This window comes from Streptomyces sp. NRRL WC-3549 (assembly GCF_000721935.1).
Lineage (GTDB): Bacteria > Actinomycetota > Actinomycetes > Streptomycetales > Streptomycetaceae > Streptomyces.
This window is the reverse complement of record NZ_KL585382.1, coordinates 75,492-98,957: the sequence shown is the minus strand read 5'-3', so window position 1 is coordinate 98,957 and position 23,466 is coordinate 75,492. Positions and strand designations below refer to the sequence as shown.

25 protein-coding genes and 3 pseudogenes are annotated in these 23,466 nt (G+C 69.4%); 15 read left to right on the top strand and 13 right to left on the bottom strand.

Annotation, left to right across the window (positions count from 1 at the left end; genetic code table 11):
* Positions 1–50: 50 nt before the first annotated feature.
* Positions 51–323, top strand: coding sequence for an HPr family phosphocarrier protein (locus IH13_RS0102145; protein ID WP_031080534.1), 273 nt, complete (start codon positions 51–53; stop codon positions 321–323).
* Between the two features lie 242 nt (positions 324–565).
* Here IH13_RS0102145 and IH13_RS43295 read toward each other — a convergent pair whose 3' ends face one another.
* Positions 566–946, bottom strand: coding sequence for a hypothetical protein (locus tag IH13_RS43295; RefSeq protein ID WP_158791020.1), 381 nt, complete (start codon positions 944–946; stop codon positions 566–568).
* 216 nt (positions 947–1,162) lie between these two features.
* Between IH13_RS43295 and IH13_RS0102130 the strand changes: the two genes are divergently transcribed.
* The 3 genes and pseudogenes from IH13_RS0102130 to IH13_RS45945 all read left to right on the top strand — a co-directional run.
* Positions 1,163–1,420 (top strand): type II toxin-antitoxin system Phd/YefM family antitoxin, encoded by a 258-nt coding sequence (locus tag IH13_RS0102130; protein ID WP_031080530.1) that lies wholly within the window; start codon positions 1,163–1,165, stop codon positions 1,418–1,420.
* Positions 1,417–1,674, top strand: a complete 258-nt coding sequence (locus IH13_RS0102125; protein WP_031080528.1) for a Txe/YoeB family addiction module toxin — start codon at positions 1,417–1,419, stop codon at positions 1,672–1,674. Before IH13_RS0102130 ends, IH13_RS0102125 begins: the two co-directional genes overlap by 4 nt.
* A pseudogene (locus tag IH13_RS45945) lies at positions 1,662–1,950 on the top strand (site-specific integrase); the annotation flags it as partial. The gene IH13_RS0102125 and the pseudogene IH13_RS45945, both read left to right, overlap by 13 nt.
* An 89-nt stretch (positions 1,951–2,039) precedes the next feature.
* Here the strand turns inward: IH13_RS45945 and IH13_RS0102120 are convergent.
* Together IH13_RS0102120 and IH13_RS0102115 are read right to left on the bottom strand one after the other, a co-directional pair.
* A complete protein-coding gene (locus tag IH13_RS0102120; protein ID WP_031080526.1) occupies positions 2,040–2,237 on the bottom strand; it encodes a HEAT repeat domain-containing protein in 198 nt (65 codons plus the stop codon).
* 51 nt (positions 2,238–2,288) lie between these two features.
* Positions 2,289–2,576 (bottom strand): hypothetical protein, encoded by a 288-nt coding sequence (locus IH13_RS0102115; protein WP_031080524.1) that lies wholly within the window; start codon positions 2,574–2,576, stop codon positions 2,289–2,291.
* Positions 2,577–2,673: 97 nt separating this feature from the next.
* Between IH13_RS0102115 and IH13_RS43290 the strand changes: the two genes are divergently transcribed.
* Entirely contained in the window at positions 2,674–2,895 is a 222-nt protein-coding gene (locus tag IH13_RS43290; RefSeq protein WP_158791016.1) for a hypothetical protein, read from the top strand.
* Positions 2,896–2,944: 49 nt separating this feature from the next.
* Here the strand turns inward: IH13_RS43290 and IH13_RS43285 are convergent, their stop codons facing one another.
* Entirely contained in the window at positions 2,945–3,259 is a 315-nt protein-coding gene (locus tag IH13_RS43285) for a hypothetical protein (protein WP_158791014.1), read from the bottom strand.
* Positions 3,260–3,677: 418 nt separating this feature from the next.
* Here IH13_RS43285 and IH13_RS0102105 point away from each other — a divergent pair, with 418 nt between their 5' ends.
* From IH13_RS0102105 to IH13_RS40325, 5 genes and pseudogenes are all read left to right on the top strand, one after another.
* Entirely contained in the window at positions 3,678–3,962 is a 285-nt protein-coding gene (locus IH13_RS0102105) for a hypothetical protein (RefSeq protein ID WP_031080522.1), read from the top strand.
* A 34-nt stretch (positions 3,963–3,996) separates the two neighbouring features.
* Positions 3,997–4,734 (top strand): DUF2637 domain-containing protein, encoded by a 738-nt coding sequence (locus tag IH13_RS0102100; RefSeq protein WP_031080521.1) that lies wholly within the window; start codon positions 3,997–3,999, stop codon positions 4,732–4,734.
* 150 nt (positions 4,735–4,884) lie between these two features.
* Positions 4,885–6,330, top strand: coding sequence for a replication initiator (locus IH13_RS0102095; RefSeq protein ID WP_031080519.1), 1,446 nt, complete (start codon positions 4,885–4,887; stop codon positions 6,328–6,330).
* On the top strand, positions 6,330–6,554 hold the full coding sequence (locus IH13_RS0102090; RefSeq protein WP_031080518.1) for a helix-turn-helix domain-containing protein: 225 nt from the start codon (positions 6,330–6,332) through the stop codon (positions 6,552–6,554). The genes IH13_RS0102095 and IH13_RS0102090 overlap by 1 nt, the downstream gene beginning before the upstream one ends.
* Positions 6,554–7,856 (top strand): annotated as a pseudogene (locus IH13_RS40325) (tyrosine-type recombinase/integrase). Before IH13_RS0102090 ends, IH13_RS40325 begins: the two are co-directional and overlap by 1 nt.
* A 137-nt stretch (positions 7,857–7,993) precedes the next feature.
* On the opposite strand, the gene IH13_RS0102070 reads toward IH13_RS40325, so the two are convergent.
* A complete protein-coding gene (locus IH13_RS0102070) occupies positions 7,994–8,254 on the bottom strand; it encodes a hypothetical protein (protein ID WP_031080512.1) in 261 nt (86 codons plus the stop codon).
* 358 nt (positions 8,255–8,612) lie between these two features.
* A pseudogene (locus IH13_RS45940) lies at positions 8,613–8,903 on the bottom strand (polymorphic toxin-type HINT domain-containing protein); the annotation flags it as partial.
* A gap of 116 nt (positions 8,904–9,019) precedes the next feature.
* Between IH13_RS45940 and IH13_RS0102060 the strand changes: the two are divergent.
* The 3 genes from IH13_RS0102060 to IH13_RS0102050 all read left to right on the top strand — a co-directional run bounded on the left by IH13_RS0102060 (position 9,020) and on the right by IH13_RS0102050 (position 12,035).
* Positions 9,020–9,772: a vWA domain-containing protein gene (locus IH13_RS0102060; RefSeq protein WP_031080509.1), complete on the top strand. Its 753-nt coding sequence runs from the start codon at positions 9,020–9,022 to the stop codon at positions 9,770–9,772.
* Between the two features lie 294 nt (positions 9,773–10,066).
* Positions 10,067–11,059 (top strand): type I pantothenate kinase, encoded by a 993-nt coding sequence (gene coaA, locus IH13_RS0102055; RefSeq protein ID WP_031080507.1) that lies wholly within the window; start codon positions 10,067–10,069, stop codon positions 11,057–11,059.
* Between the two features lie 19 nt (positions 11,060–11,078).
* Complete coding sequence (locus IH13_RS0102050; RefSeq protein ID WP_031080505.1) at positions 11,079–12,035, top strand: DUF389 domain-containing protein; 957 nt, start codon at positions 11,079–11,081, stop codon at positions 12,033–12,035.
* A gap of 100 nt (positions 12,036–12,135) precedes the next feature.
* On the opposite strand, the gene glmM is transcribed toward IH13_RS0102050, so the two are convergent.
* The 4 genes from glmM to IH13_RS0102030 all read right to left on the bottom strand — a co-directional run bounded on the left by glmM (position 12,136) and on the right by IH13_RS0102030 (position 16,583).
* Complete coding sequence (gene glmM / locus IH13_RS0102045; protein WP_031080502.1) at positions 12,136–13,494, bottom strand: phosphoglucosamine mutase; 1,359 nt, start codon at positions 13,492–13,494, stop codon at positions 12,136–12,138.
* A 208-nt stretch (positions 13,495–13,702) separates the two neighbouring features.
* Entirely contained in the window at positions 13,703–14,230 is a 528-nt protein-coding gene (gene rpsI, locus IH13_RS36515) for a 30S ribosomal protein S9 (RefSeq protein WP_014047805.1), read from the bottom strand.
* Positions 14,231–14,274: 44 nt separating this feature from the next.
* Positions 14,275–14,718, bottom strand: coding sequence for a 50S ribosomal protein L13 (gene rplM / locus IH13_RS0102035; protein ID WP_014047804.1), 444 nt, complete (start codon positions 14,716–14,718; stop codon positions 14,275–14,277).
* Between the two features lie 245 nt (positions 14,719–14,963).
* Positions 14,964–16,583, bottom strand: coding sequence for an ABC-F family ATP-binding cassette domain-containing protein (locus tag IH13_RS0102030; RefSeq protein ID WP_031080500.1), 1,620 nt, complete (start codon positions 16,581–16,583; stop codon positions 14,964–14,966).
* 66 nt (positions 16,584–16,649) lie between these two features.
* Here IH13_RS0102030 and IH13_RS0102025 point away from each other — a divergent pair, with 66 nt between their 5' ends.
* Together IH13_RS0102025 and IH13_RS39640 are read left to right on the top strand one after the other, a co-directional pair.
* A complete protein-coding gene (locus IH13_RS0102025; RefSeq protein WP_031080497.1) occupies positions 16,650–17,504 on the top strand; it encodes a hypothetical protein in 855 nt (284 codons plus the stop codon).
* Between the two features lie 90 nt (positions 17,505–17,594).
* On the top strand, positions 17,595–20,693 hold the full coding sequence (locus IH13_RS39640) for a glycosyltransferase family 2 protein (RefSeq protein ID WP_051835742.1): 3,099 nt from the start codon (positions 17,595–17,597) through the stop codon (positions 20,691–20,693).
* Positions 20,694–20,700: 7 nt separating this feature from the next.
* On the opposite strand, the gene truA is transcribed toward IH13_RS39640, so the two are convergent.
* The 3 genes from truA to IH13_RS0102005 form a co-directional block, all read right to left on the bottom strand.
* Positions 20,701–21,555, bottom strand: coding sequence for a tRNA pseudouridine(38-40) synthase TruA (gene truA, locus IH13_RS0102015; RefSeq protein ID WP_031080494.1), 855 nt, complete (start codon positions 21,553–21,555; stop codon positions 20,701–20,703).
* 78 nt (positions 21,556–21,633) lie between these two features.
* Positions 21,634–22,140 (bottom strand): 50S ribosomal protein L17, encoded by a 507-nt coding sequence (gene rplQ, locus IH13_RS0102010; RefSeq protein ID WP_031080492.1) that lies wholly within the window; start codon positions 22,138–22,140, stop codon positions 21,634–21,636.
* 137 nt (positions 22,141–22,277) lie between these two features.
* On the bottom strand, positions 22,278–23,300 hold the full coding sequence (locus IH13_RS0102005; RefSeq protein ID WP_031080491.1) for a DNA-directed RNA polymerase subunit alpha: 1,023 nt from the start codon (positions 23,298–23,300) through the stop codon (positions 22,278–22,280).
* Between the last annotated feature and the right edge of the window lie 166 nt (positions 23,301–23,466).

Below are 23,466 nucleotides of genomic sequence, written 5' to 3'. Positions count from 1 at the left end.
CCCGCCGCCCCGCGACGCGTAGTCGCTCATCCACACCACAGGAGTGATCCATGTACCAGCGCACCGTCGTCCTCGCCTCCGCCAAGGGCCTGCACGCCCGCCCCGCCTCGCTCTTCGTCCAGGCGGCCACCCGCCAGCCGGTCAGGGTGACGATCGCGCGGGACGGCGGCGAGCCGGTCGACGCCCGGAGCATGCTGTCCGTCCTCTCCCTGGCCGCTCAGCACGGTGACTCCGTGGTCCTGACCGCCGTCGGGGACGGAAGCCGGGAGGCCGTCGAGGAACTGGCCACGCTGCTCTCCCAGGACCTCGACGCCACGGGCTGACCCCGGGACGCCCCCGCGGGGCGCATCGCACGGCCTCGTCGTGGGGCTGTCCGGCCGACGGGCGCCGGACAGCCCTTCCGCCGTGTGCGGGCCGGGATGCTTCGCCCCGGCTCGGCGCACGTCGACGAAGTCCCCGGCGGCGGTGGCGGTGCCCGTGGTGGACGACCCGACGAAGCTCCAGCGCCAGTACCCGTCCACCGATGCCTTGACCGTGGTCCTCAGCGCGCCCGTGGAGCCCGCCCTCACCGTCTTGACGGTGGAGTAGGTGGAGCTGCCTTCTTGCGGAACTGCAGCTTGACCGACGCGCCGGCGAAGCCGGTGTACGTGTACTTCGCCCAGTCCGCCCGCTTGAAGCTGCCGGTCACGGTGAGGGTCTGGCCCTTCTTCACCGGCTCCGGCGAGGCGTTGACGGTGGCCTTCGCCCACCGCTTGACCTTCACGGTGCCGGAAACAGTGACGGCCTGCTCGGTCCTGAGCCCGCCGCTGGGCTTCCAGAGCTGCGTCAGGGCACCGATCTTCCAGCTGGTGGCGTCGCTGTTCGAGCGGAGGCCGTAACGCGGATCGATGTACAGGCTGCCCGAGCAGTCCGCGATCCGGGGTGTCGTCGCGTCACAGGCCCGCACTCGGCCCCGCTGCCCCTCAGAGAAGGGCCAGGGGATGGAGCAGAGCCTCAGATGGCGCGCGCTGCCCGCGACAGCAGGCTGCCGTGAACCAGTAAAGAAACTCTGACCAGCTCAGACCGACGCAAGACCACGACCTCCAACGTACCGAATCCCGTACACTCATGGTACTTTTTTAAGTACACTTAAGAGGTCTGGCGACATGCACAGGAGGAAACCATGACCATCAACGCGAGTGAAGCCCGGAAGGACTTCTTCGGTCTGATCCGCCGCGTCACCGAAGACCACGCGCCCGAGCGCGTCACATCGAAGGCGGGCACCGTCGTGATCATGTCCGAGGAGGACTACAACGCCTGGGAGGAGACGATGTACCTGATGCGCTCCCCCCGCAACGCCGCCCGCCTCATGCGCTCCATCGAGCAGATGGACTCCGGACGCGGCACCGTACGAGACCTGGTCGACACGGAGGACGCGTGAAAACGTCGTTCTCGGACGACGCGTGGGAGGACTACACCCACTGGGCCGACACCGACCGCAAGACGCTCCGCAGGGTCAACGACCTCATCAAGGAGATCACACGGACCCCTTTCGAAGGCAGGGGCAAGCCCGAGCCACTGAAAGGAAACCTGTCCGGCTGGTGGTTCCGCCGCATCACGCAGGAACACCGGCTGGTCTACCGGGTCACCGACTCCGACGGCCTGGAGATCATCCAGGCCCGCGACCACTACTGACCGGCCTGGACAGGAAGAGGCTCAGCAAGCTCACCGCCAAAGGATGTCCGCACCTGTCTCAACCAGCTCCGCGCCACCTGCCAGTGCTGCATCCGCGGCCTCGACGCCCGGACCAGCCCCACCGCTCTGCCGCCGGCCAGTGCTGCCACAAGGTGCTCTGTCCACTGACGCTCACCTACCCTCACTCCGTGCTCAAGTGCGCCCTGGAGTACGCCGTCCTCGAGGCAGAGATCCCCGTGCAACGTAGCCCGCAACGTCCGCACCGGCGCCCCACGCAGAAGCCCCGTCAGGACACATCTGGCGGGGCTTCCTTTTCACTGACGCCATGGGAACTCCTTGGACCTCAACAGCGCCCGGGACTCCGGCTACCTCAGCATTTGATCTTCGTCAAACCCGAGCTCGTCCTCGACCCCGAGTTCGACAGCCGCATGCCATCGGACAACGCCGGGCCACGACGGGTTCGTCATCCGGCGAAGGCATTCAAGGGCCTCCGGCGTGCCGATCTCCCCCAGAGAAGAGATGACCTTCTGGCACAGCCAGTACGCCGGAGCGTCCTCGTCCACCGAACTTTCCGCCACCCTGAACAGGCAGGCGACCGCGTCCGTTTCCCGGATCTATCCGAGAATCTCCACGAGATCCTCTTTGTTGAACCCCACGGCATCCGAATCAAGGATCTCCTGAAGAGCTCCGCCCACGCCCGGCGCCCGCAAGGGGGCGGCCAGGTTGGCGAACTTGTCGACCCTTGTCCAGTTTCCCGCGTGAGCGGCTTCCCGGATCCAGGAGGCGATGAGCTGAGTAACCTCGGGACGCCCGGCCGCGATGGACCTGGCATCCCGCCCCGTGCCGTCGGCGAGCGCTTCAACCAGATCAGCCTGAGATTTTTCCTCTCCGGGGAACGTCACCAGTCCTCCGCTCTTCCGAATCCAACGATTCGCGAATTGAACACTCCGACCGATCCGGGCCTGAGGCGTACGTGTCGAAGCCACGCCCCTACTTCAGGTGCACGGCATTTACATCCTGACCGATTTCGCCCGGACTTGCAACAGCCGCGATCAATGTGTCGCGAGCACCCGAGGATATCTCGAAGCGAACCAGAACCGTGCACTTCTCGGCATTTCTGCTGCGGTGAGTCTGATACCGCAGACCTTCGAGGTACTCACGGTCCTGCGTAACAAAATTCTCGCCGACGTTGCCGTCAGCGCTGCCGTCAAACCGCACTGATGACCCCACCAGAACAATCCGGTGGGGCCATCAGATTCACCCGAGTGAATCAACTTCGTTTCATGCGAAACAGTTCCCGCATTGCCGCTACTTGGTCTTCTAGCGTTGCGACTTCTGAACAGTCTGCTGGAGCGAAGATATCCACGAGATCGTTGTCAGAGAGCTCCTTTCCGGCTTCCAACGAGTAGGCCAACCGGCCTTCCGCCATCTGCCTCGTCATCCCCGACGGGAAAACATTCGGTCTCGCACCCTGGCAACACAGGAGCAGACCCATGACTTCGAGATCGCGGCGGGCTGATTTGAGACATTCCAGCAAATCAACCTCTTCATAGACTCGCTCAAACTCTTCATCGGTCAATCCCACCCGAAGAGTCGAAGGCGGTGTAGAAACCTGGAGCAAAACGTTCACCTTTTCCCCGTTTGCCCTGGTTGCAGTCCGAGCCAACTCCTCCACAATCATTCCCCGCCATAGTTGGGGTTCGGAACCCTAGTTCCGTCTCGAAGTCTGCAAGCAACGATGCGACTCGCATCAACCCGCCCTAGAATTGCAGTATCCCTTTCATGCGCAAACGGATTCCCAGGAAATTTCTTGTTCACGTCCATTCCAACAACACCGCGAATCTCGTAGATGTTTCCGCCGCACTTGACGGTGGCCGGTGTCCCGGGTGCGGGCAAGACCTCGGGGGTCAACAAGTTCGTCTGCGACTTCGCCCCGTCGGCGGCCGACGTCTGGCCGCGCTGACGGCGGAGAACGCCCGGCTGGTGGAGGACCTGGTCAGACCGTGGAAGCCGCGGTGGCCGCACTCGGTGACGACATCCGCAATTGGCCCGACGCCAGCCCGGTCACCTTGCAGGACCCCGCCTACGTCGGCGTCGCGGTCATGGCCATGCAGGGCCGCCCCGGCTTCACCCGCATCCGCACCCCCTACGTCTCCGACGCCCACGCTGCCCGCGTCGCCGAGAACACCTCGCACCTGACCGCAGACCCGGGCCTCCTCCTGGACGCCCTGCTCCACTCGACCGGCCGGACGACTACGCCCCTGCCTCCGCTCACCAAGCAGCCGTGAACAACCCGCACAGGCAGGAAGGGAGGTTGAACCCATGGCGGAGGAACGGTTCACCCGGCGCACCATGACCGTGGTCATGGCGGTCATCGCGGCCCTGGCCTTCGTCTTCTCCTTCGGCAACATCTGGGCACTCGCCCTGCGCCTCGGCGTCCCACATCCGATCGCCCCACTGATCGCGCCCATGGTGGACCTGTCCGTCGTCGGCCTCCTGGTCGCGCTGCGGTTCCTGGCGCTGCGCGGCGTCCCCAAGGCGGAGCTGAAGGCCGGCACCCGGCTGCTGCACCTGTGCGGGCTGCTCACCCTCGCCCTCAACACCGCCGAACCCCTGCTCGCCAGCCGTTACGGACACGCCTGCCTGGACACCGTCGCCCCGCTCCCGCTCCTCGGCTGGGGCCACGTCGGCCCCGCCTTCCTCACCCAGTTCCACACCCTGACCCACCCCACCGAGAACCCAGAGGCCGCCACCCCCGTCTCCGAACCGGTGCCCGACGAAGCACCCGCATCCGAGCCCCCGACGCCCGCCCCGGTCGTCGCCGTCTCCCCCGCCGTGGAACCGCAGCCCGCTCCGGCTCCGACCTTCGCTCCGCCGGTCGTCGCCAAGACGGCTCGGCCCGCTTCCAGCCCGGCCTTGCCCGCCGCCCTGCTGAACGCGGCCCGGCGCATCGCGGACACCCACCGCACCGAACACGGCGCACCCGTCACCGCAGCCCAGTTGGGCCAGCGCATGGGCGTCGCCCTGCCGGTCGCCACCGCCGCCCTCGCTCAACTCTGAGCCCCGGCCCCACCACCCGCATCACCCCCTCGCTGAACCCTCGCCCGCCCCTGGGCCCGGTTCGTCATGCCCCGAGCAGCACCAACACGCTTTCCCTCCTGGCTGGTTGCTGCTCGGGGCCGCCCACCCGGCAGAAGGGACACGCCCCGAATGGTCACCCTGGACCTGCGCCACGTGGCAAGCCCCGCCGTACAGGACCTGCTCCACCTGATCAACCAGCCCGACTTCGACCGCGCACAACAGCAGATCGAACACCTCGGCGGCTGCACCGAACCCATCCGCCTGACCGGCCACACCACCACCGTCGACACCACGACCGGTGAGGTACTGCGCTCCTACACCTCACCCGACGAGCCCAGGGACAGCCTGCTCACCGCGTGCGGTAACCGCCGCGCCTCCCGCTGCCCGGCCTGCTCCCGCCTCTACGCCGCCGACACCTACCACCTCATCCGCACCGGCCTCTCCGGTGGCAAGAACGTGCCCGACACCGTCCGCACCCACCCCCGCGTCTTCGCCACCCTCACCCCGCCATCCTTCGGACCCGTCCACAACCGCCCCACCACCCCCGGCGGCGACATTCGGCCCTGCCGCTGCCGCAAGCTCCACGACCCCACGGACACGCTGATCGGAACGCCGCTGAACCCCGCGACGTACGACTACGAAGGCGCGGTCCTGTTCAACGCCCACGCCTCCGCCCTGTGGGCGCGCTTCACCACCTACCTGCGCCGCGAGATCGCCGCCGCGCTCGGCATGACCCAGAAGGATGCCCACGCGGCCCTGCGGGTCTCCTTCGCCAAGGTCGCCGAGTACCAGCAGCGCGGCCTGGTCCACTTCCACGCCGTCATCCGACTCGACGGCCCGGACGGCAGCAGCCAGCCCCCGCCGCCGTACGCCACCATCGCCGTACTCACCAAGGCCGCCCGCGCCGCCGCCAAGCGGGTCCGCGTCACCGTCGCCTCGGACACGGCCGGGGAACGCGAACTCGGCTGGGGCGAACAGTTCGACGTACGCGAGATCGCCTCCTTCGGCACCGACGCCGAATTCACCGACCAGGCCGTGGCCGCCTACGTGGCGAAGTACGCCACAAAGTCCTCCGACGCCTCCGGCACCCTCGACCACACCCTCCTCTGCCGCCCCTGCCAGGGACGCGGCGCCACCCTCCTGCCCCACGGAACGCCACGCCCGTGCGCCGCCTGCGACGGCACCGGGCAAGCCCGCCCGCTGACCCGGCTCGCCGTCACCCGGCACGTCCGGAAGATGATCCGCACCTGCTGGGAGCTGGGAGAGCTGCCGGAGTTTGCCCACCTCAAGCGCCAAAAATGGGCGCACATGCTCGGCTTCCGGGGCCATTTCTCCACCAAGTCCCGCAGCTACTCCACCACCCTGGGCGCGCTGCGCGCCGCCCGCCGCGCCTGGCGCACCGAACAGGCCCGCGCTCACGCCGGTCTGCCCGAGTCCGACCCGACGACCACGCTCGTCGTCGGTCACTGGGACTACCTCGGCTCGGGCTACAGCCCCGGCGCCGCGCTCCTCGCCGCCCGTGTCCGGCACCGCAAGGAACTCGAACGGCAGTTCATCGCGGAAGGCGGCTGTTGATGGCCTCGCCCCCGCCCGCCGTCCTCCACAAGGAGGCGGTACCGGCGCTGGATCTGCTCACGGCCCCCCAGGTCATGGCCCGCCTCCAGCTCAGCCGCTCCGCCGTCTACGACCTGCTCCGCACCGGCCAGCTCACCTCGATCACCCTCGGCCGCGCTCGCCGCATCCCCACCCACGCACTCACTGACTTCATCCGCACCCGCCTCGAACAGGAAGCCGCCTGATGACCACACCCCGCGACACCCCCGCCTCCCGCCGCATCCGCGCCAACGGCGACGGCACCGTCTACCAGCGCAAGGACAGCCGCTGGGAGGCCGCCGGATACGTCCTCGCCCCCAGCAACACCCGCCGCCGCGTCCGCGTCTACGGCACCAGCCGCAAGGAAGCCCTCGCCAAACTCACCGAGAAGATCGCCAACAGCAACCGCGGCCTCCCCATCCCGTCCGCTCAGGGCAGCCTGGCCGCGTACCTGACGTACTGGCTGGAGAACGTCGCCGTCCACCACCTCCGCGAGAACACCCACACCCGCTACGCCGCCTGCGTGAACAACTACCTCATCCCCGGCCTGGGCAAGAAGAAGCTCACCAAGCTCACCGCCAAAGACGTCCGCACCTGGCTCAACCAACTCCGCACCACCTGCCAGTGCTGTGCCCGCAACATCGATGCCGGCCGCAATCAACCCCGTTGCTGCGCCACCGGAACATGCTGCTCCAAGCGGCTCTCGCCGCTGACGCTTACATCCACTCCGCACTCAAGTCCGCCCTGGAACACGCCGTGCGCGAGGAGGAGATCCCGCGCAATGTCGCCCGCAACGTCCGCACCGGCACCCCACGGCCCCGGCGTTTCGAACCCCTCACCACCGACGAAGCCCGCCGGCTCCTCACCGCCGCGCAAGGTCACCGGCTGCACGCGCGTTCGTACTCGCCCTCCACACCGGACTCCGCAAGGGCGAACTCCTCGGCCTGCGCTGGGAAGACCTCGACCTCGACGCAGGCACCGCCGCCATCCGCCGCACCCTTCAGCGAACCGCCACAGGCGGGCTCACCACGCTGCCCACCAAGACGCGGGCCTCCGAGCGCCGCATCGCCCTCACCACCCGCTGCCGCCAGTCACTGAAGCTCCACCACGAACAGCAGCAGCGCGAGCGTGAGGCCGCGGGCACGACGTGGCTGCACGGCGGGCACGTGTTCACTACGGTGCAGGGCGGGCCGATCGACCCGACCAACCTCACCCGCGCCTTCCTCACGCTCCTTCGCAAGGCCAGCCTGCGCCGCATCCGCTTCCACGACCTCCGCCATTCGACTGCGACCCTGCTCCTAGAGCAGGGCGTCGAACTCATCGTGATCAAGGAGCTCCTCGGCCACGCCCACATCGGCGTCACCGCCACCGTCTACGCCCACGTGAGGCTCCGCCTCCAGCGAGACGCTATCGACGCCCTCTGCAGCGCGCTCGACGGCCCGACGAACACCGTGACAGGCAACGCCGACGGCGACGAACCGCCGCCCTGCGCCGCCCTCGTCCGCTGACGTTGCCGTCGACTACTGCCGTCACCCCACGCAGAAGCCCCGCCAGGACTCGCCTGACGGGGCTTCAACTTTGCTACCGATAACCAGTGTGACGGTTGCGGGATCGAGCGAAGAGGTTACGCCTCACTTCCCGCTGATCAGTCTTCATCGAGAAGGCCAATGGCTTCCGGAAGCCCCAGAATTACCCTCCTGCGCTCCGGGTTCTCCTCCAGTTCGGCGCACTCAAGAACCAGGGAAGTAACTTCCCGACGCCCCCCTTCCGAGAGATCACGAAACAGGGTGGCAGCAGGTTCGAGAATGTCCGTCGCGATATCCGGATCAATATCTTCATCGTCCGTCAAGTCGATCGAGACGACGAGGCTTACGAATGCACGAACCAAGACCTTGTTGACATCCATCAGGGCACAACCCTCACTCGAATGTTGGTGATCAGGAGGCCGCCGAGGACTTTTCGAGCCCGCGCGGCCTCAGCCGCAGTGGGGACTTCCCACCGGCCGCTGTAACCGTTCTGCTCAAGCGCCAGAGATTGATTCATGGCTTGTCGGTATGTCTTGTTGAAGGTTGTGACGCTCACCTTTCGGTCGATCATCACGCCGTTGGCCGCATCAAACCCATCGAATTTATCTGAGACAGGCGATTCCCGCCAGCCTTGTAGTACTGCAACGCCGGGGCCACGCCAGCCCTGGAACCCGCCGCCCCGGCATCATAAGCCCGCGCTGCGGAACTCATATTTGCGTTCTCGTTGACCCAATCGACGCTGCCATCGCAGTTGTGAACGAGGACCGGCGTGGCCCCCGCCAGCACATAGTACGTGTGGGTGTCACGGACGGTGAGGTTGTGGACGGTCTCGCTCGCTGCGGTCCAGCGTTCGACCGCGGTGATCTGGACGTAGGTGCCGGCGCTGGTGCGGAGCCATTCGCCGGCCTCGAGGTCGGTGGCGTCAATCCAGGCGCCAAGTGCCTCGCCCCAGAAGGGGTGGCCGTCGGTCGCGGTGACCGAGGCCGTCTCGTCGCCCTGGTCGCCGTCGGTGTCGATGGTGACCTCGAGTGGCGTGATCAACGGGACCTCCGGACAGGCCGAACCGTCCCGGACCCACCCCAGCAGCTGAGCAATTTCAACGAAAGCCATGCCCTCGGAGCCGGATACGAGAACAATCGCGCCGCATGAGCATCGACTACCGCAAGCGACCCAAGAAAGCGCCGGCAGTCGCCGTCGGCCTGGAACACATCACGGACAGCGCTCCCGGCCTCGTCAACCTCTACAAGGCCGCCGCCGTATCACTCAGGAAGCACCAGGTCAGCGGAGAACGCGCCGCCGTCTATCTCGTACTGGACCGCTCCGGAAGCATGCGCCCGTACTACCGCGACGGCTCGGTGCAGCACCTCGCCGAACAGACCCTCGCGCTGGCCGCCCACCTCGACGACGACGGAGTGGTGCCCGTCATATTCTTCTCCACCGACATCGACGGAACCGCCGAGATCAGCCTCGACACCTACCGGGACCGCATCAACCCCCTCCACGAGTCCATGGGACACATGGGGCGCACCAACTACCACGTGGCCATGCAGGCCGTCATCGACCACTACACGTCATGCGGCGCCACCGCCCCGGCACTCGTCGTCTTCCAGACCGACGGCTCCCCCACCTCCAAGGCCGCGGCCGAACACGTCCTGTGCACAGCGGCCAGACTGCCGATCTTCTGGCAGTTCATCGGCTTCGGCTACGACGACTTCCGATTCCTCCGCAAACTGGACGAGCTGCCCGTGCCCGGCAAGCGCGTCATCGACAACGCCGGATTCTTCGCCGCCGGCCCTTCGCCGAAACACGTGGAAGACATGGACCTGTACGACCGACTACTTCAAGAATTCCCGCAATGGCTGACCGCCGCCCGCAACGCGGGCATCGTCAGGAGTTGAAACAGGGCTGTCGTCACGTCGCCCTCAAACCCTCACGGTGGACGGAAACTCTGCGCCCGCTGCGGTCCAGCGTTCGACCGCAGCGATATGACGTGGGTGCCGGCACTGGTCCACAGTCATTCGCCATGCACCGGCCTTGGGGGCGGCGAACGAGCCGGACGTCCGGGTGCCGAGAGCGGCCCGGGCCTCCGGCTCGTCCCCGTCGCCTGGTCGCACCGGCCGGCCGCCCCGCACCGGAGCGCACGTGACCTACCCCACCCCGCGCACGGCCGGAACTCCCGCGACAATGAACACGTGATCACCTCACCCGCACGGAGCCCCCGTCGCACCGAGCACGCGCCGACGCCCTACGTCGACCTGACCCGCGCGGAGTGGAGTGCCCTGCGCGACAGGACGCCCCTGCCGCTGACCGCCGAGGAGGTCGAGAAGCTGCGGGGACTCGGCGACGTCATCGACCTCGACGAGGTGCGCGACGTCTATCTGCCGCTGTCCAGGCTGCTCAACCTCTACGTCCAGGCCACCTCCGGGCTGCGCGGCGCGCTCAACACGTTCCTCGGGGACGCCGGCGGCGGCCACGGCGCGCAGCGCGGCACCCCGTTCGTCATAGGGGTCGCCGGAAGCGTCGCCGTGGGCAAGTCCACCACCGCACGCATCCTCCAGGCGCTGCTGGCCCGCTGGCCCGAGCACCCCCGGGTCGAGCTGGTGACCACCGACGGGTTCCTGCTGCCGATGAAAGAGCTGGAGAAGCGCGGGCTGATGTCGCGCAAAGGGTTCCCGGAGTCGTACGACCGGCGGGCGCTGACCCGGTTCGTCGCCGACATCAAGGCCGGCAAGGACGAGGTGACGGCCCCCGTCTACTCCCACCTGATCTACGACATCGTCCCGGACGAGCGGCTCACCGTGCGCCGTCCCGACATCCTCATCGTCGAGGGCCTGAACGTGCTGCAGCCCGCCCTGCCCGGCAAGGACGGCCGTACGAGGGTCGGCCTCGCGGACTACTTCGACTTCAGCGTGTACGTCGACGCCCGCGCCGAGGACATCGAGGCCTGGTACCTGAACCGCTTCCGCCGGCTGCGCGAGACGGCCTTCCAGAACCCGTTCTCGTACTTCCGCAAGTACACCCAGGTCTCCGAGGAGGAGGCGCTGGACTACGCGCGCACCATGTGGCGGACGATCAACAGGCCGAACCTCCTGGAGAACGTGGCACCGACCCGGGGCCGTGCCACGCTGGTGCTGCGCAAGGGACCCGACCACAAGGTCCAGCGTCTGTCGTTGCGGAAACTCTGACCCCCGGGGAGTCGTCACCGTGCTCCATCTGCGCCTCATCGTGCCCGCCGACCGCACCGACGAGGTCGTGGAGTTGCTGGAGCGGACGCTCGGCGCCACCCATCTCGCGGTACTGACCGGGGCCGCCCGCCGCCCGGCCGGCGACGTGGTGCTGTGCGACGTGGCGCGGCAGGCGGGTGACGAGCTGATCGACGCGCTGCGCGGGCTCGGTATCGACCGGACGGGGGCGATCACCTCCGAGGAGATGGATCTGGCGCTGTCCGCGTGTGCCGAGGAGGCGGAGCGGCGGGCGCCGGGCGACAGCGCGGACGCGGTGGTGTGGGAGGAGCTGACGGAGGTCACCCACGAGGAGTCGACCTTCAGCGCCACCTACGTGGCCTTCCTCGCCGTCGCCATGATGCTGGCCGCCTGCGGGGTGATGCTCGACAACGTGATCCTGATCGTCGGCGCGATGGCGGTCGGGCCGGAGTTCGGTCCGCTGGCCGGGATCTCGACGGCCCTGGTGCAGCGTGCCCCCCGTCTGGTCGGCGCGTCCCTGTGGGCCCTGATCGGTGGGTTCGCCGCCGCGATGGTGCTGACGGTCGGGTTCGTGTGGCTGATGGACGCCCTCGGGCTGTTCGACCCCGGCATGTTCACCGCCAGACGGCCCAACACCAACTTCATCTGGCACCCGGACCAGATCTCGTTCGTGGTGGCGCTCCTGGCGGGAGTCGCCGGGACGCTCTCGCTGACCTCCGCGAAGTCCGGGGCGCTGATCGGCGTGGCGATCTCCGTGACGACGGTGCCGGCCGCTGCCAACACCGCGATCGCCTTCAGCTACCAGGACCTCCCCCAGGCCTGGGGTTCGGCCGCCCAGCTGCTGGCCAACCTCGGCGGCATCGTCCTGGCGGGGACGGTGACGCTGCTGGTGCAGAAGGCGCTGTGGAACGCGCAGCGCCGGACGGACCCGGCGGTGAAGCCGGGTCCGTCCGGGTGAGCGGGTCCGTCCGGGTGAGCGGGTCCGTCCAGCTGCCGCGATCGTCCAGGGCAGTGGGCCCGTCCAGGCGAGGGCAGGGCCGTAAGGACGAGCCGGGCCGTCAGCCCAGGGCCGACTTCACCACGTCGGCGAGCTGTCCGGCCACGGCGCGGGCCTGCTCGATGTCGGCGGCCTCGACCATGACCCGTACCAGCGGCTCCGTACCCGACTTGCGCAGCAGCACCCGCCCGGTGTCACCGAGGTCGCGTCCGGCCTGGGCGACCGCCGCGGCCACCTCGGGCGAGGTGTCCACCCGGGACTTGTCGACGTCCGGCACGTTGACGAGGACCTGCGGGAGGCGGCACATCACCCCGGCGAGGTCGGCGAGCGTACGGCCGGTGGCGGCGACCCGGGCCGCGAGCATCAGGCCGGTCAGCGTGCCGTCGCCGGTGGTGGCGTGGTCCAGGACGATGACGTGGCCGGACTGCTCACCGCCCAGCGCGAAGCCCTCGGCCTTCATGGCCTCCAGGACGTAGCGGTCGCCGACGGCGGTCTGGACGAGCTGGATGCCCTCCCGTTCCATCGCCGTCTTGAAGCCGAGGTTCGACATGACCGTGCCGACGACGGTGTCTTTGCGCAGCTGTCCGGCCTCGCGCATGGCGACGGCCAGTACGGCCAGGATCTGGTCCCCGTCGACCTCTTCGCCCGCCGCGTCCACGGCCAGGCAGCGGTCCGCGTCCCCGTCGTGCGCGATGCCGAGGTCGGCGCCGTGCTCCACGACGGCGGCCCGGAGCAGCTCCAGATGGGTGGAGCCGCAGCCGTCGTTGATGTTCAGGCCGTCCGGCTCGGCGCCGATGGTGACGACCTCGGCGCCGGCGCGGGCGAACGCCTCGGGCGAGACCCGGGCGGCGGCACCGTGCGCCTCGTCGAGGACGACCTTCAGGCCGTCGAGCCGGTTCGGGAGGACGCCGATGAGGTGGGCGACGTACCGGTCGAAGCCCTCCGTGTAGTCGGTGACGCGGCCGACACCGCCGCCGGTCGGACGGCCCCAGGGCTCACCGGTGCGGTGCTGCTCGTAGACCGTCTCGATGCGGTCCTCCAGCTCGTCGGCGAGCTTGTGGCCGCCCCGGGCGAAGAACTTGACGCCGTTGTCCGGCATGGCGTTGTGGCTCGCGGAGAGCATGACACCGATGTCGGCGCCCAGCGCGCCGGTCAGATACGCCACCGCGGGCGTCGGCAGCACGCCGACGCGCAGGACGTCCACTCCGGCGCTGGCCAGGCCCGCCACGACGGCGGCCTCCAGAAACTCGCCGGAGGCGCGGGGGTCACGGCCCACCACGGCGGTCGCCCGATGCCCTTCGAAGGTGCCGGCCTCGGCCAGTACGTGCGCCGCCGCGACCGAGAGCCCGAGCGCGAGCTCGGCCGTCAAGTCCGCGTTGGCGACACCGCGCACGCCGTCCGTGCCGAAGAGTCGTCCCACTGGTGTCCTCCGAAGGTGCTCCGAAACCGCAAACCAAAGTAACCAAAACAACGCATAGCCGTGCGAGACACGACAAACAAGGTGTGGTGACGCCCGCCGACCCGATAAACGTCTTAAGCCGTTATACGCCCGCGAGGGTCGATAAACGAACGCCCCGGCAGCACGAGGTGTGCCGCCGGGGCGAACGTGTACAGCAGGGAGCAGGCGCTTAGCGCTTGCTGTACTGCGGAGCCTTGCGGGCCTTCTTGAGGCCGGCCTTCTTGCGCTCGACCGCACGGTCGTCGCGGGAGAGGAAGCCGGCCTTCTTCAGCGTGGCGCGGTTGTTGTCCACGTCCGCCTCGTTCAGCGCGCGGGCCACACCGAGGCGCAGGGCACCGGCCTGACCGGAGACGCCGCCACCCGAGATGCGGGCGATGACGTCGTAACGACCGTCGAGCTCGAGCACCTTGAAGGGCTCGTTGACTTCCTGCTGGTGCACCTTGTTGGGGAAGTAGTCCTCAAGGGTGCGACCGTTGATCTTCCACTTGCCGGAGCCCGGAACGATCCGGACGCGGGCGATGGCGTTCTTGCGGCGGCCCAGGCCGGCCGCGGGCTGCGGGTCGCCGAAGCGGCCCGCGAGCGACTCGGAGGTGTACTCACCCTCGACGGGGACCTCCGACTCGAAGGTGGTCACCTCGGCGAAGGTCTCCTCGCCCTCGGTGCCCTCGACGGGGGTCTCAACAGTGGTCTCGGCCACGATGCTCCTCAGATCTTTCTTTACGTCTTTGGGGGAGGCCGGAACTACTGCGCGACCTGGGTGATCTCGTACGGGACCGGCTGCTGCGCAGCGTGCGGGTGCTGGTCACCCGCGTAGACCTTCAGCTTCGAGAGCATCTGGCGACCCAGGGTGTTCTTGGGGATCATGCCCTTGATGGCCTTCTCGACGGCCTTCTCCGGGTTCTTGGAGAGCAGCTCGTCGTAGCGCACGGAACGCAGACCGCCCGGGAAACCGGAGTGGCGGTACGCCATCTTCTGGGTCTTCTTGTTGCCGGACAGGTGAACCTTGTCGGCGTTGATGATGATGACGAAGTCGCCCATGTCCATGTGGGGGGCGTAGATCGCCTTGTGCTTACCCCGGAGGAGGTTCGCAGCCGTGGTGGCCAGACGGCCGAGGACGATGTCCTCGGCGTCGATGATGTGCCACTGGCGAGTGACATCGCCGGGCTTGGGGCTGTACGTACGCACTTCGTAGCCTTCGCTTCTTCAGTGGATAGGGGTCAGACACATGACACCTCTGAAGCGATCATGCAGCTGGGGCTCACAGTGCCGGGGACGCTGCCCGTATGCGAGCCACTGGTAACTGCTCCAGAGAACCTGCGTAAGGGCTCCTCGCGTGAGAACGACCAAGCCAATACGCTCAATGAACCAGAAGGCTACCGTTCGGCCCCCGCGCGGGTCAAAACGCCCCCGCACGGGTGACCGGACCCGCCCTACCTGGCGCGTTGCACCCTGCGCTCGTCCCAGACGGGCTCCGTGGTCTCACGCACCACCCCGTCCGAGCCGAAGACCAGGAACCGGTCGAAGGACTTCGCGAACCAGCGGTCGTGCGTGACGGCCATCACGGTGCCGTCGTACATCTCCAGCCCGTCCTGCAGCGCCTCGGCCGACTCCAGGTCCAGGTTGTCCGTCGGCTCGTCGAGCAGCAGCGCGGTGGTGCCGGCCAGCTCCAGCAGGAGAATCTGGAAGCGGGCCTGCTGCCCGCCGGACAGCCTCTCGAAGGCCTGGTCGCCCTGGCGCTCCAGTTCGTAGCGGCGCAGCACGGACATCGCGGCGCCGCGGTCCTTGGCGTGTTCGGTCCACAGGATCTCGACCAGCGTCTTGCCGAGCAGCTCCGGGTGGGCGTGGGTCTGGGCGAAGTGTCCGGGCACCACCCGCGCGCCTAGCTTCCACTCACCGGTGTGCGCCACCGGCTCCCCCGCGAGCAGTCGCAGGAAGTGTGACTTGCCCGAGCCGTTGGAGCCGAGGACCGCGACGCGTTCGCCGTAGTAGATCTCCAGGTCGAACGGCTTCATCAGGCCGGTCAGCTCCAGCCCCGCGCAGGTCACCGCCCGCACCCCGGTCCGTCCGCCGCGCAGCCGCATCCTGATGTCCTGCTCACGCGGTGGCTCGGGCGGCGGGCCCGCCTCCTCGAACTTCTTGAAGCGGGTCTGCATCGCGTGGTAGCGGTTGGCCATGTCGGGGCTGTTCGCCGCCTGCTGCCGCATCCGCAGGACGAGCGCCTTCAGCCGCTTGTGCTCCTCCTCCCAGCGCCGCAGCAGCTCCTCGAAGCGCGCGAACCGCTCCTTGCGGGCCTGGTGGTACGTGTCGAACCCGCCGCCGTGCACCCACACGTCCGAGCCGGCCGGGCCCGGCTCCACGCTGACGATCTTCTCGGCGGCCCGTGACAGCAGCTCCCGGTCGTGGGAGACGAACAGGACCGTCTTACGGGTCTCCTTGAGCTTCTCCTCCAGCCACCGCTTGCCGGGCACGTCCAGGTAGTTGTCCGGCTCGTCCAGCAGCAGCACCTCGTCCGGGCCCCGCAGCAGCGCCTCCAGGACGAGCCGCTTCTGCTCGCCGCCGCTGAGCGTGCGCACCTCGCGCCACTGCGCCTTCTCGTACGGGACGCCGAGCGCGGCCGTGGTGCACATGTCCCAGAGCGTCTCCGCCTCGTAGCCCCGCACCTCGGCCCAGTCGCTGAGCGCCTGCGCGTACGCCATCTGCGCGGCCTCGTCGTCCGCGGTCACGATGCGCTCCTCGGCCGCGTCGACGGCCCGCGCGGCCTCCCGGATGCGCGGCTGGGCCACGGAGACCAGCAGGTCGCGCACGGTCCGCTCGTCCCGTACGGACCCGACGAACTGGGCCATCACGCCCAGCCCGCCGCTCACCGAGACCGAGCCGCCGTGCGGCTGGAGCTCCCCGGCGAGCAGCTTCAGGAGCGTGGTCTTGCCCGCCCCGTTCGCCCCGACGAGGGCGACGACCGCCCCGTCCGCCACCCGGAACGAGGCGTCGCCGAGCAGCACCCGCCCGTCCGGCAGGTAGTACTCCAGATGGCCCGCTTCAAGATGTCCCATGACAGCATTGTCACGGTCGGCGAACCCTCGGCCCAACCCGTTTGACGCCGGTCTAGGATTCGCCGCATGAGCTTTGGGCAAGGGGGGCCCTCCTGGGGGCCGGGAGAGAACCGGACTCCGGACTGGGCGGCGCTGGCCGAGGCGTCCGCCGCTCGCGGTCGGCGCAGGAAGTGGATGCTGATCGGCGGCGGCGCGCTCGCCACCGCGGCCGTCGCCGCGATCGTGGCCACGGCCGTCATCACGACCAACAACGGCGGCGACACCTCCGCGTCGGGCAGGAAGGCGAGCGAGCTGCCCGCACCCGAGGACCTCCCGGAGCAGAGCACGGCCCCCCAGCCCTCCTTCTCGTCCGTCGCGCCGCCGCCCCCGCCGGACCCGAAGGACTACATAGCCGACGTGCGCAAGGACAAGGCCCCGGTCACCGTGGACGCCTTCTTCCCGGGCAGGAAGCTCACGATGGGCGACCGCGTCTACGCCAAGGGCGCGACGAACGACACCACCAGCTGCGCCGCGACCACCCAGGGCGCCCTCGGCTCGATCCTCACGGCCAACGGCTGCGACCAGGTCATCCGCGCCACCTACCGCAAGGACGGGGTGGCGGTCACCGTCGGGCTCGCCGTGTTCGGCACGGAGGCCGAGGCGAAGAAGGCCGCCCAGGAGGCGTCCGGCGGCCTCGCCTCACTCAGCGGTGCGGGAGTCCCCACCTTCTGCCGCGGCGGCGCCGTCTGCCGGCGCACCGCCAACTCCTACGGCCGCTACGCCTACTTCACGGTCGGCGGCTTCACCGACGGTACGAACGTCACCAAGGCGGACAAGGACGTCTTCGCGGCCGGCGACGACCTGACCGAATTCACCTTCCGCCAGATCCGCCACCGCGGCGAGGTCCAGGCCTCGGCCGCGGCCGGGGCCCCCGCGGCCTGAACTCCCCATCCGATCAGCCCCGGGCCGTCCGCACCGGCCCCGGGCCGCACACACCTGTACACACCAAGGCACAGAGAGGCTGGGGGTGGCATGTCCGTCAAGGTCACTGTCGTGGTCCCGACGTACAACTCGGGCGTCCACATCGAACCGCTGGTCCGGTCGATGCTGGACCAGACGCTTCCCAAGGACGAGTTCGAGGTCCTGTTCGTCGACGACGGGTCGACCGACGACACACCGGCCCGGCTGCGCGCCCTCGCCACCGAGCACGAGCACTTCCGGGTCACGGCCATCGAGAACTCGGGATGGCCCGGCAAGCCGCGCAACGTCGGTGTGGAGCAGGCGCGCGGCGCGTACGTGCAGTTCGTCGACCACGACGACCGGATGGCCCCGGAGGCCCTGGAGCGCCTGCACGCGATGGCGGACCGGAACGGGTCGGACATCGTCATCGGGAAGGTCGCCAGCAACTTCCTCAGCCGGGGCGTGCCCTACGGTCTGATGAGCAGGACCCGCGAGAAGTGCACTGTCCGCGACGCTTCGCTGATCGACAGCCTGACCCCGCACAAGATGTTCCGCACCGCGTTCCTCCGCGAGAACGGCATCGTCCACCCCGAGGGCCCGTGGATCCTGGAGGACCAGCTCTTCCTGGTCCGCTCCTACCTCAAGGCCGATGTCGTGTCCGTACTGGGCGACTACGTCTGCTACACGTACTGGGCACGCGAGGACGAGGAGAACGCCGGGACCACGGCGACGGATCCGGCCCGGTACTACGCCAACCTCCGCCAGATCATGGACACGGTGGTGGCGGGCACCGAACCCGGACCTGAACGCGACCGGCTGCTGCGGCGCTTCTACCGCGTGGAGATGCTCAGCCGCCTGGGCGTGCCCGCGCGCGGCACCGTCCAGGACCCGCGCTTCGACCGTGACCCGTTCGACGAGGTCCGGGAGCTGGCCGACACCTTCGTCACCGACGGCGTGCACGCCGGCCTGGCCGCCAACCAGCGGGTCCGCTCGGAGCTGCTGCGCCGGGGTGCCTCGGCGGAGCTGACCGAGTACACCGGCAGGCAGGCCGGGCTGACGGCCCTCACCGGGATCGACGAGGCCCGCTGGGACCGGGACCGGCTGAAGGTGGCGTTCACCGCACGGTTCGCCGAACAGCCGGGCGGACCGGGGCTGTTGCTGTGCCGTCGCGGCGAGAGACATCTCCTCGCCCCGAGCCTGACCGACGGGTTCGTCGACGAACCGGTGGACGTGACCGGCGAACTGAGGTCCTTCCGGGTCGACGTCCTGCTGCGCGACACACGGACCGCGCACCTCTGGCCCGTACCCGCCCCGACCTCGCTCACCCTGGAGGAGGAGGTCGCCGAGGACGGCACGGTCCTGGTGCGCCCCGTGCTGACGGGCACGGTCGCGATCGACCCCGCGCGCGCCGCGGGCGGCAGCCCACTCGGCGCCGGGACGTGGGACATACAGATCCGGGTGATGGGCGCGGGCTTCGACCGGGTCGTCCCGCTGGGCAACGAGGCCCCGGACACCGCGCCGCTGCCCGCCCCCGGGCTCGTCGGCGGCCACCACGCCTCCCCGGCCGTGTCCGCGCACGCCACGGGCACCGGTACCGGGCTCGCCCTCACCCTCTCCCCGGCCCCCGAGGACACCGGCCGGGGACCGCTCCCCCCGAAGGTCAGCGTCGTCGTGCCGACGGACGGGGCCACCGAGCAGGCGGTCCGCGAGACCCTGGACTCCCTGACCGCGCAGACCCTCGCGGCCGAGGAGATCGAGACGGTCCTCGTGGGCACCGGGCACCCCGTGGCCCCCGCCGCCGGCACCGAGCCCCGCAACGCCGGCCTCGCAGCCGCCTGCGGCCGGTACGTCCTGTTCATGGAACCGGGCGACCGCCTCACCCCCCGCGCCCTGGAGCTGATGTACGCCTACGGCATGGAGAACGACACGGACATCGTCGTCGGGAAGCTCGCGGCCAAGGACCGCGGACTGCCGAAGGAACTGTTCGTACGCGACCGCCCGCGGGCCACCCTCGCCAACGACCCGCTGGCCGACAGCCTCACCGCCAACAAGCTCTTCGACCGCGCCTTCCTCCTCCGGCACGGGCTGTGCTTCGCCCCGCAGGGGCAGCCGCTGGCGGACCAGGCCTTCACCGCGGAGGCCTACCTGCACGCCGGGCACGCCTCGGTGCTCGGCGGCTACGTGTGCTACCACTACGGTCCGAGGCGGGACACCCCGGCGCCCGCCCCGGCGGACTTCTACGCCGCGCTCGCCGGCCTGATGGAGCTGGCGGACGGCATCTCCGCCCCCGGTCCCGCGCGCGACCGTCTGCACCGCCGCTGGCTGCGGGTCGAGGTTCTGGACCGGATCACCGGAAAAACGTTTCTGGAGATGCCGGACGAGGACCGGATCCGCCTCCTGGGCGAGATCCGCACCGCCCTGTCCGGCCGCCCCTCCCGTACTGCGGTCGCCGGGCTCCCGCTCTCCCGGCGCGTGGCGTTCGGCCTGATCGAGGACGACCGGCCCGAGGATGTCGTACGGCTGGCCCACTGGGAGCACTCGCTTACCTGCGACGCCACGCTCACCGGCCTGGACCGCCGGCCGGACGGCACCGTCAAGCTGTCGTTCACCGCCGTGCCGCAGGGGGCCGGCGGACCCGTCCGCGCCGTCACCGCCCCGGACGGGACCCACACCCTGGCCCCGTCCGGACTGCCCGAGGCGCTGCTGACCCGGTTCACGGCCGAGCCCCTGACCGGCGGCGCCGCCCCGGACAGGGCGACGGCGGTCCTGGTCCTGCGCGAGCGCTCCACCGGCGCCGAGCACCGGCTGCCCACCGAGGACGCGGTGCGCCGCACCGAGGACGGGGGGCTCACCGTCACCGGCACCTCCGTCCTGGACCCGGCCACGTCCGCCGGAGGGACCGCGCTCACCGACGGCGCCTGGGACCTCTACGTCCGGCTGACCGCCCTGGGCTGGACGAAGACCGCGCGGCTCGGCCGCACCCGCACCCCGGACGTCGCCGAGGAGCTCACGGCCGCCCCGCACCCCGCCGACGCCTCCCGCACCGTCACTCCGTACTGGACGAAGCCGCACCGCGACCTCTCCCTGCGGGTCGAGGTGCCGAAGCCGCCGCCCGCGCCCCGTAAGCAGGGGCTGCTCCGCCGCGTGGCCCGGGCCGTCCGGCGGGGCTGACCGCCGCTCAGCAGCAGCCCGCGCCCGGCAGCGACCTCATGTTCCGGGCCTCCGCGGCGCGGGCCGCCAGCAACGCGTCCGCCGGGTAGGCGACTTCCTCCAGCGTCAGCCCGTGCGGCCGCACCACGTGCACCCCGGGGTTGCGCACCCGGGCCGCCAGCACCTTGGCCGGCCACCCGGCCGGGCGCCGCCCGTCCCCGACGAACAGGGCGGCGCCGATCAGCGCCCGCACCATGTTGTGGCAGAAGGCATCCGCCTGCACGGTCGCCGTGAGTACCCCGGACCCCTCGTCCCGGACCCAGTGCAGCTTCTGGAGCGTACGGATGGTCGTGGCGCCCTCACGCTTCTTGCAGTACGCCGCGAAGTCGTGCTCCCCCGTCATCAGGGCCGCCGCCTCGTTCATCGCGGCCACGTCCAACGGCCGGTCGTGCCACAGCACATGACCGCGCGTCAGTGGGTCCACACCGCCCGGCCGGTCCCCCACCCGGTAGGCGTAGCGGCGCCACAGCGCGGAGAACCGGGCGTTGAACCCCGCCGGGGCCTCCTCCGCGCGCCAGACCCGTACGTCCTGGGGCAGCCGCCCCGCCAGCCGGCGCAGCAGCTTCTCCCGGTGCTCGGCCCACACCTCCACCGGCAGGTCCACGTGCGCCACCTGCCCGCGCGCGTGCACCCCCGCGTCGGTGCGCCCCGCCACCGTCAGGCCGTACGCCTCCGGGGACCGGGTCACGGTCCGCAGCGCGTCCTCGATCTCGCCCTGCACGGTCCGCCTGCCGGTCTGCTTCGCCCAGCCCGAGAAGTCCTTGCCGTCGTACGAAAGGTCCAGCCGTACCCGTACGTATCCGGGCTCTGCCTCGTCACTCACCCGCGCATCCTCTCAGAACACGACGGGCCCGCACCGCCCCGGAGGGTGGTACGGGCCCGAGTGGGGTCGTCAGAACGCTCAGGCGTCCTTGGACTCCTCGGCGGCCTCGTCGGCCGGCTTGGCGTCCTCGACGGCCTCGGCCGGAGCCTCGTCCTTCTTGAGGGCGTCCTCCTTGACCGCGCGCTTGGTCGCGGCCTCGGCCTCACCGGTGGCCTGCTGGGCCACGGTCAGCGCCTCGACCAGCTCGATGACGGCCATCGGGGCGTTGTCGCCACGACGGTTGCCGATCTTGGTGATGCGGGTGTAACCACCGGGGCGGTTCTCGTACCGCGGCGCGATCTCGGTGAAGAGCGTGTGCACGATGCTCTTGTCCGTGATCGACTGCAGCACCAGGCGACGGTTGTGGATGTCGCCCTTCTTCGCCTTGGTGATGAAACGCTCGGCGACCGGACGCAGGCGGCGGGCCTTGGCCTCGGTCGTGGTGATGCGGCCGTGCTCGAACAGCGACTTCGCGAGGTTGATGAGAAGAAGCTTCTCGTGCGCGGCGCTGCCGCCCAGACGGGCACCCTTGGCGGGCTGCGGCATGGTTTTCTCCTTGTGTGCTGCACCGGCCGTATCAGGTACCGGTGTCAGTTCCCGCGAGGCGGTCGCCCCGCGGAAGTCCTGCTGCCGGATCCGGCACGGGGGCACCCGTCAGAACGGGCGCCCCTGCCGGAACACGGTCAGTACTGCTCGGTCTCCACGAAACCGGCGTCCGCGTCGTCGTCCGCGCCGAACGCGTCCGCGGCGGCGGTCGGGTCGAATCCGGGCGGGCTGTCCTTGAGCGCCAGGCCCATGCCGGCCAGCTTCGCCTTGACCTCGTCGATCGACTTGGCGCCGAAGTTGCGGATGTCGAGCAGGTCCGCCTCGGAGCGGGCCACGAGTTCGCCCACCGAGTGGATGCCCTCGCGCTTGAGGCAGTTGTACGACCGGACCGTGAGCTCCAGCTCCTCGATCGGCAGCGCCAGGTCGGCGGCGAGCGCGGCGTCCGTCGGGGACGGGCCCATGTCGATGCCCTCGGCGTCGATGTTGAGCTCGCGCGCCAGGCCGAACAGCTCGACCAGGGTCTTACCGGCCGACGCCATGGCGTCACGGGGACGCATGGCCTGCTTGGTCTCGACGTCGACGATCAGCTTGTCGAAGTCGGTGCGCTGCTCGACACGGGTCGCCTCGACCTTGTACGTGACCTTGAGCACCGGCGAGTAGATGGAGTCGACCGGGATGCGGCCGATCTCCTGGCCCACCTGCTTGTTCTGGACGGCGGAGACGTAGCCGCGACCGCGCTCGACGGTCAGCTCCATCTCCAGCTTGCCCTTGCTGTTCAGCGTGGCGAGGACCAGGTCCGGGTTGTGGACCTCGACACCGGCCGGGGGGGCGATGTCGGCGGCGGTGACCAGGCCGGGACCCTGCTTGCGCAGGTACATCACGACCGGCTCGTCGTGCTCCGAGGAGACGACCAGCTGCTTGATGTTGAGGATGAGGTCGGTGACGTCCTCCTTGACACCCGGCACGGTGGTGAACTCGTGCAGGACGCCGTCGATCCGGATGCTGGTGACCGCGGCACCGGGGATCGAGGAGAGCAGGGTACGACGCAGGGAGTTACCGAGGGTGTAACCGAAGCCCGGCTCCAGCGGCTCGATCACGAACCGGGAGCGGAACTCGTCGACGACCTCTTCGGTCAGCGACGGACGCTGAGCGATAAGCATGGGGAGATCCTTCAGTCGTGGGCACCCACTATTTGATGCCCGACAGATGAAACAAGGATACGGGCGGCACGCCCCCGAAGGGACATACCGCCCGGATCCAGCGCTACTGCCGCACGGCCGTCACCGGCCGTGACGGATCAGACGCGGCGACGCGTCGGCGGACGGC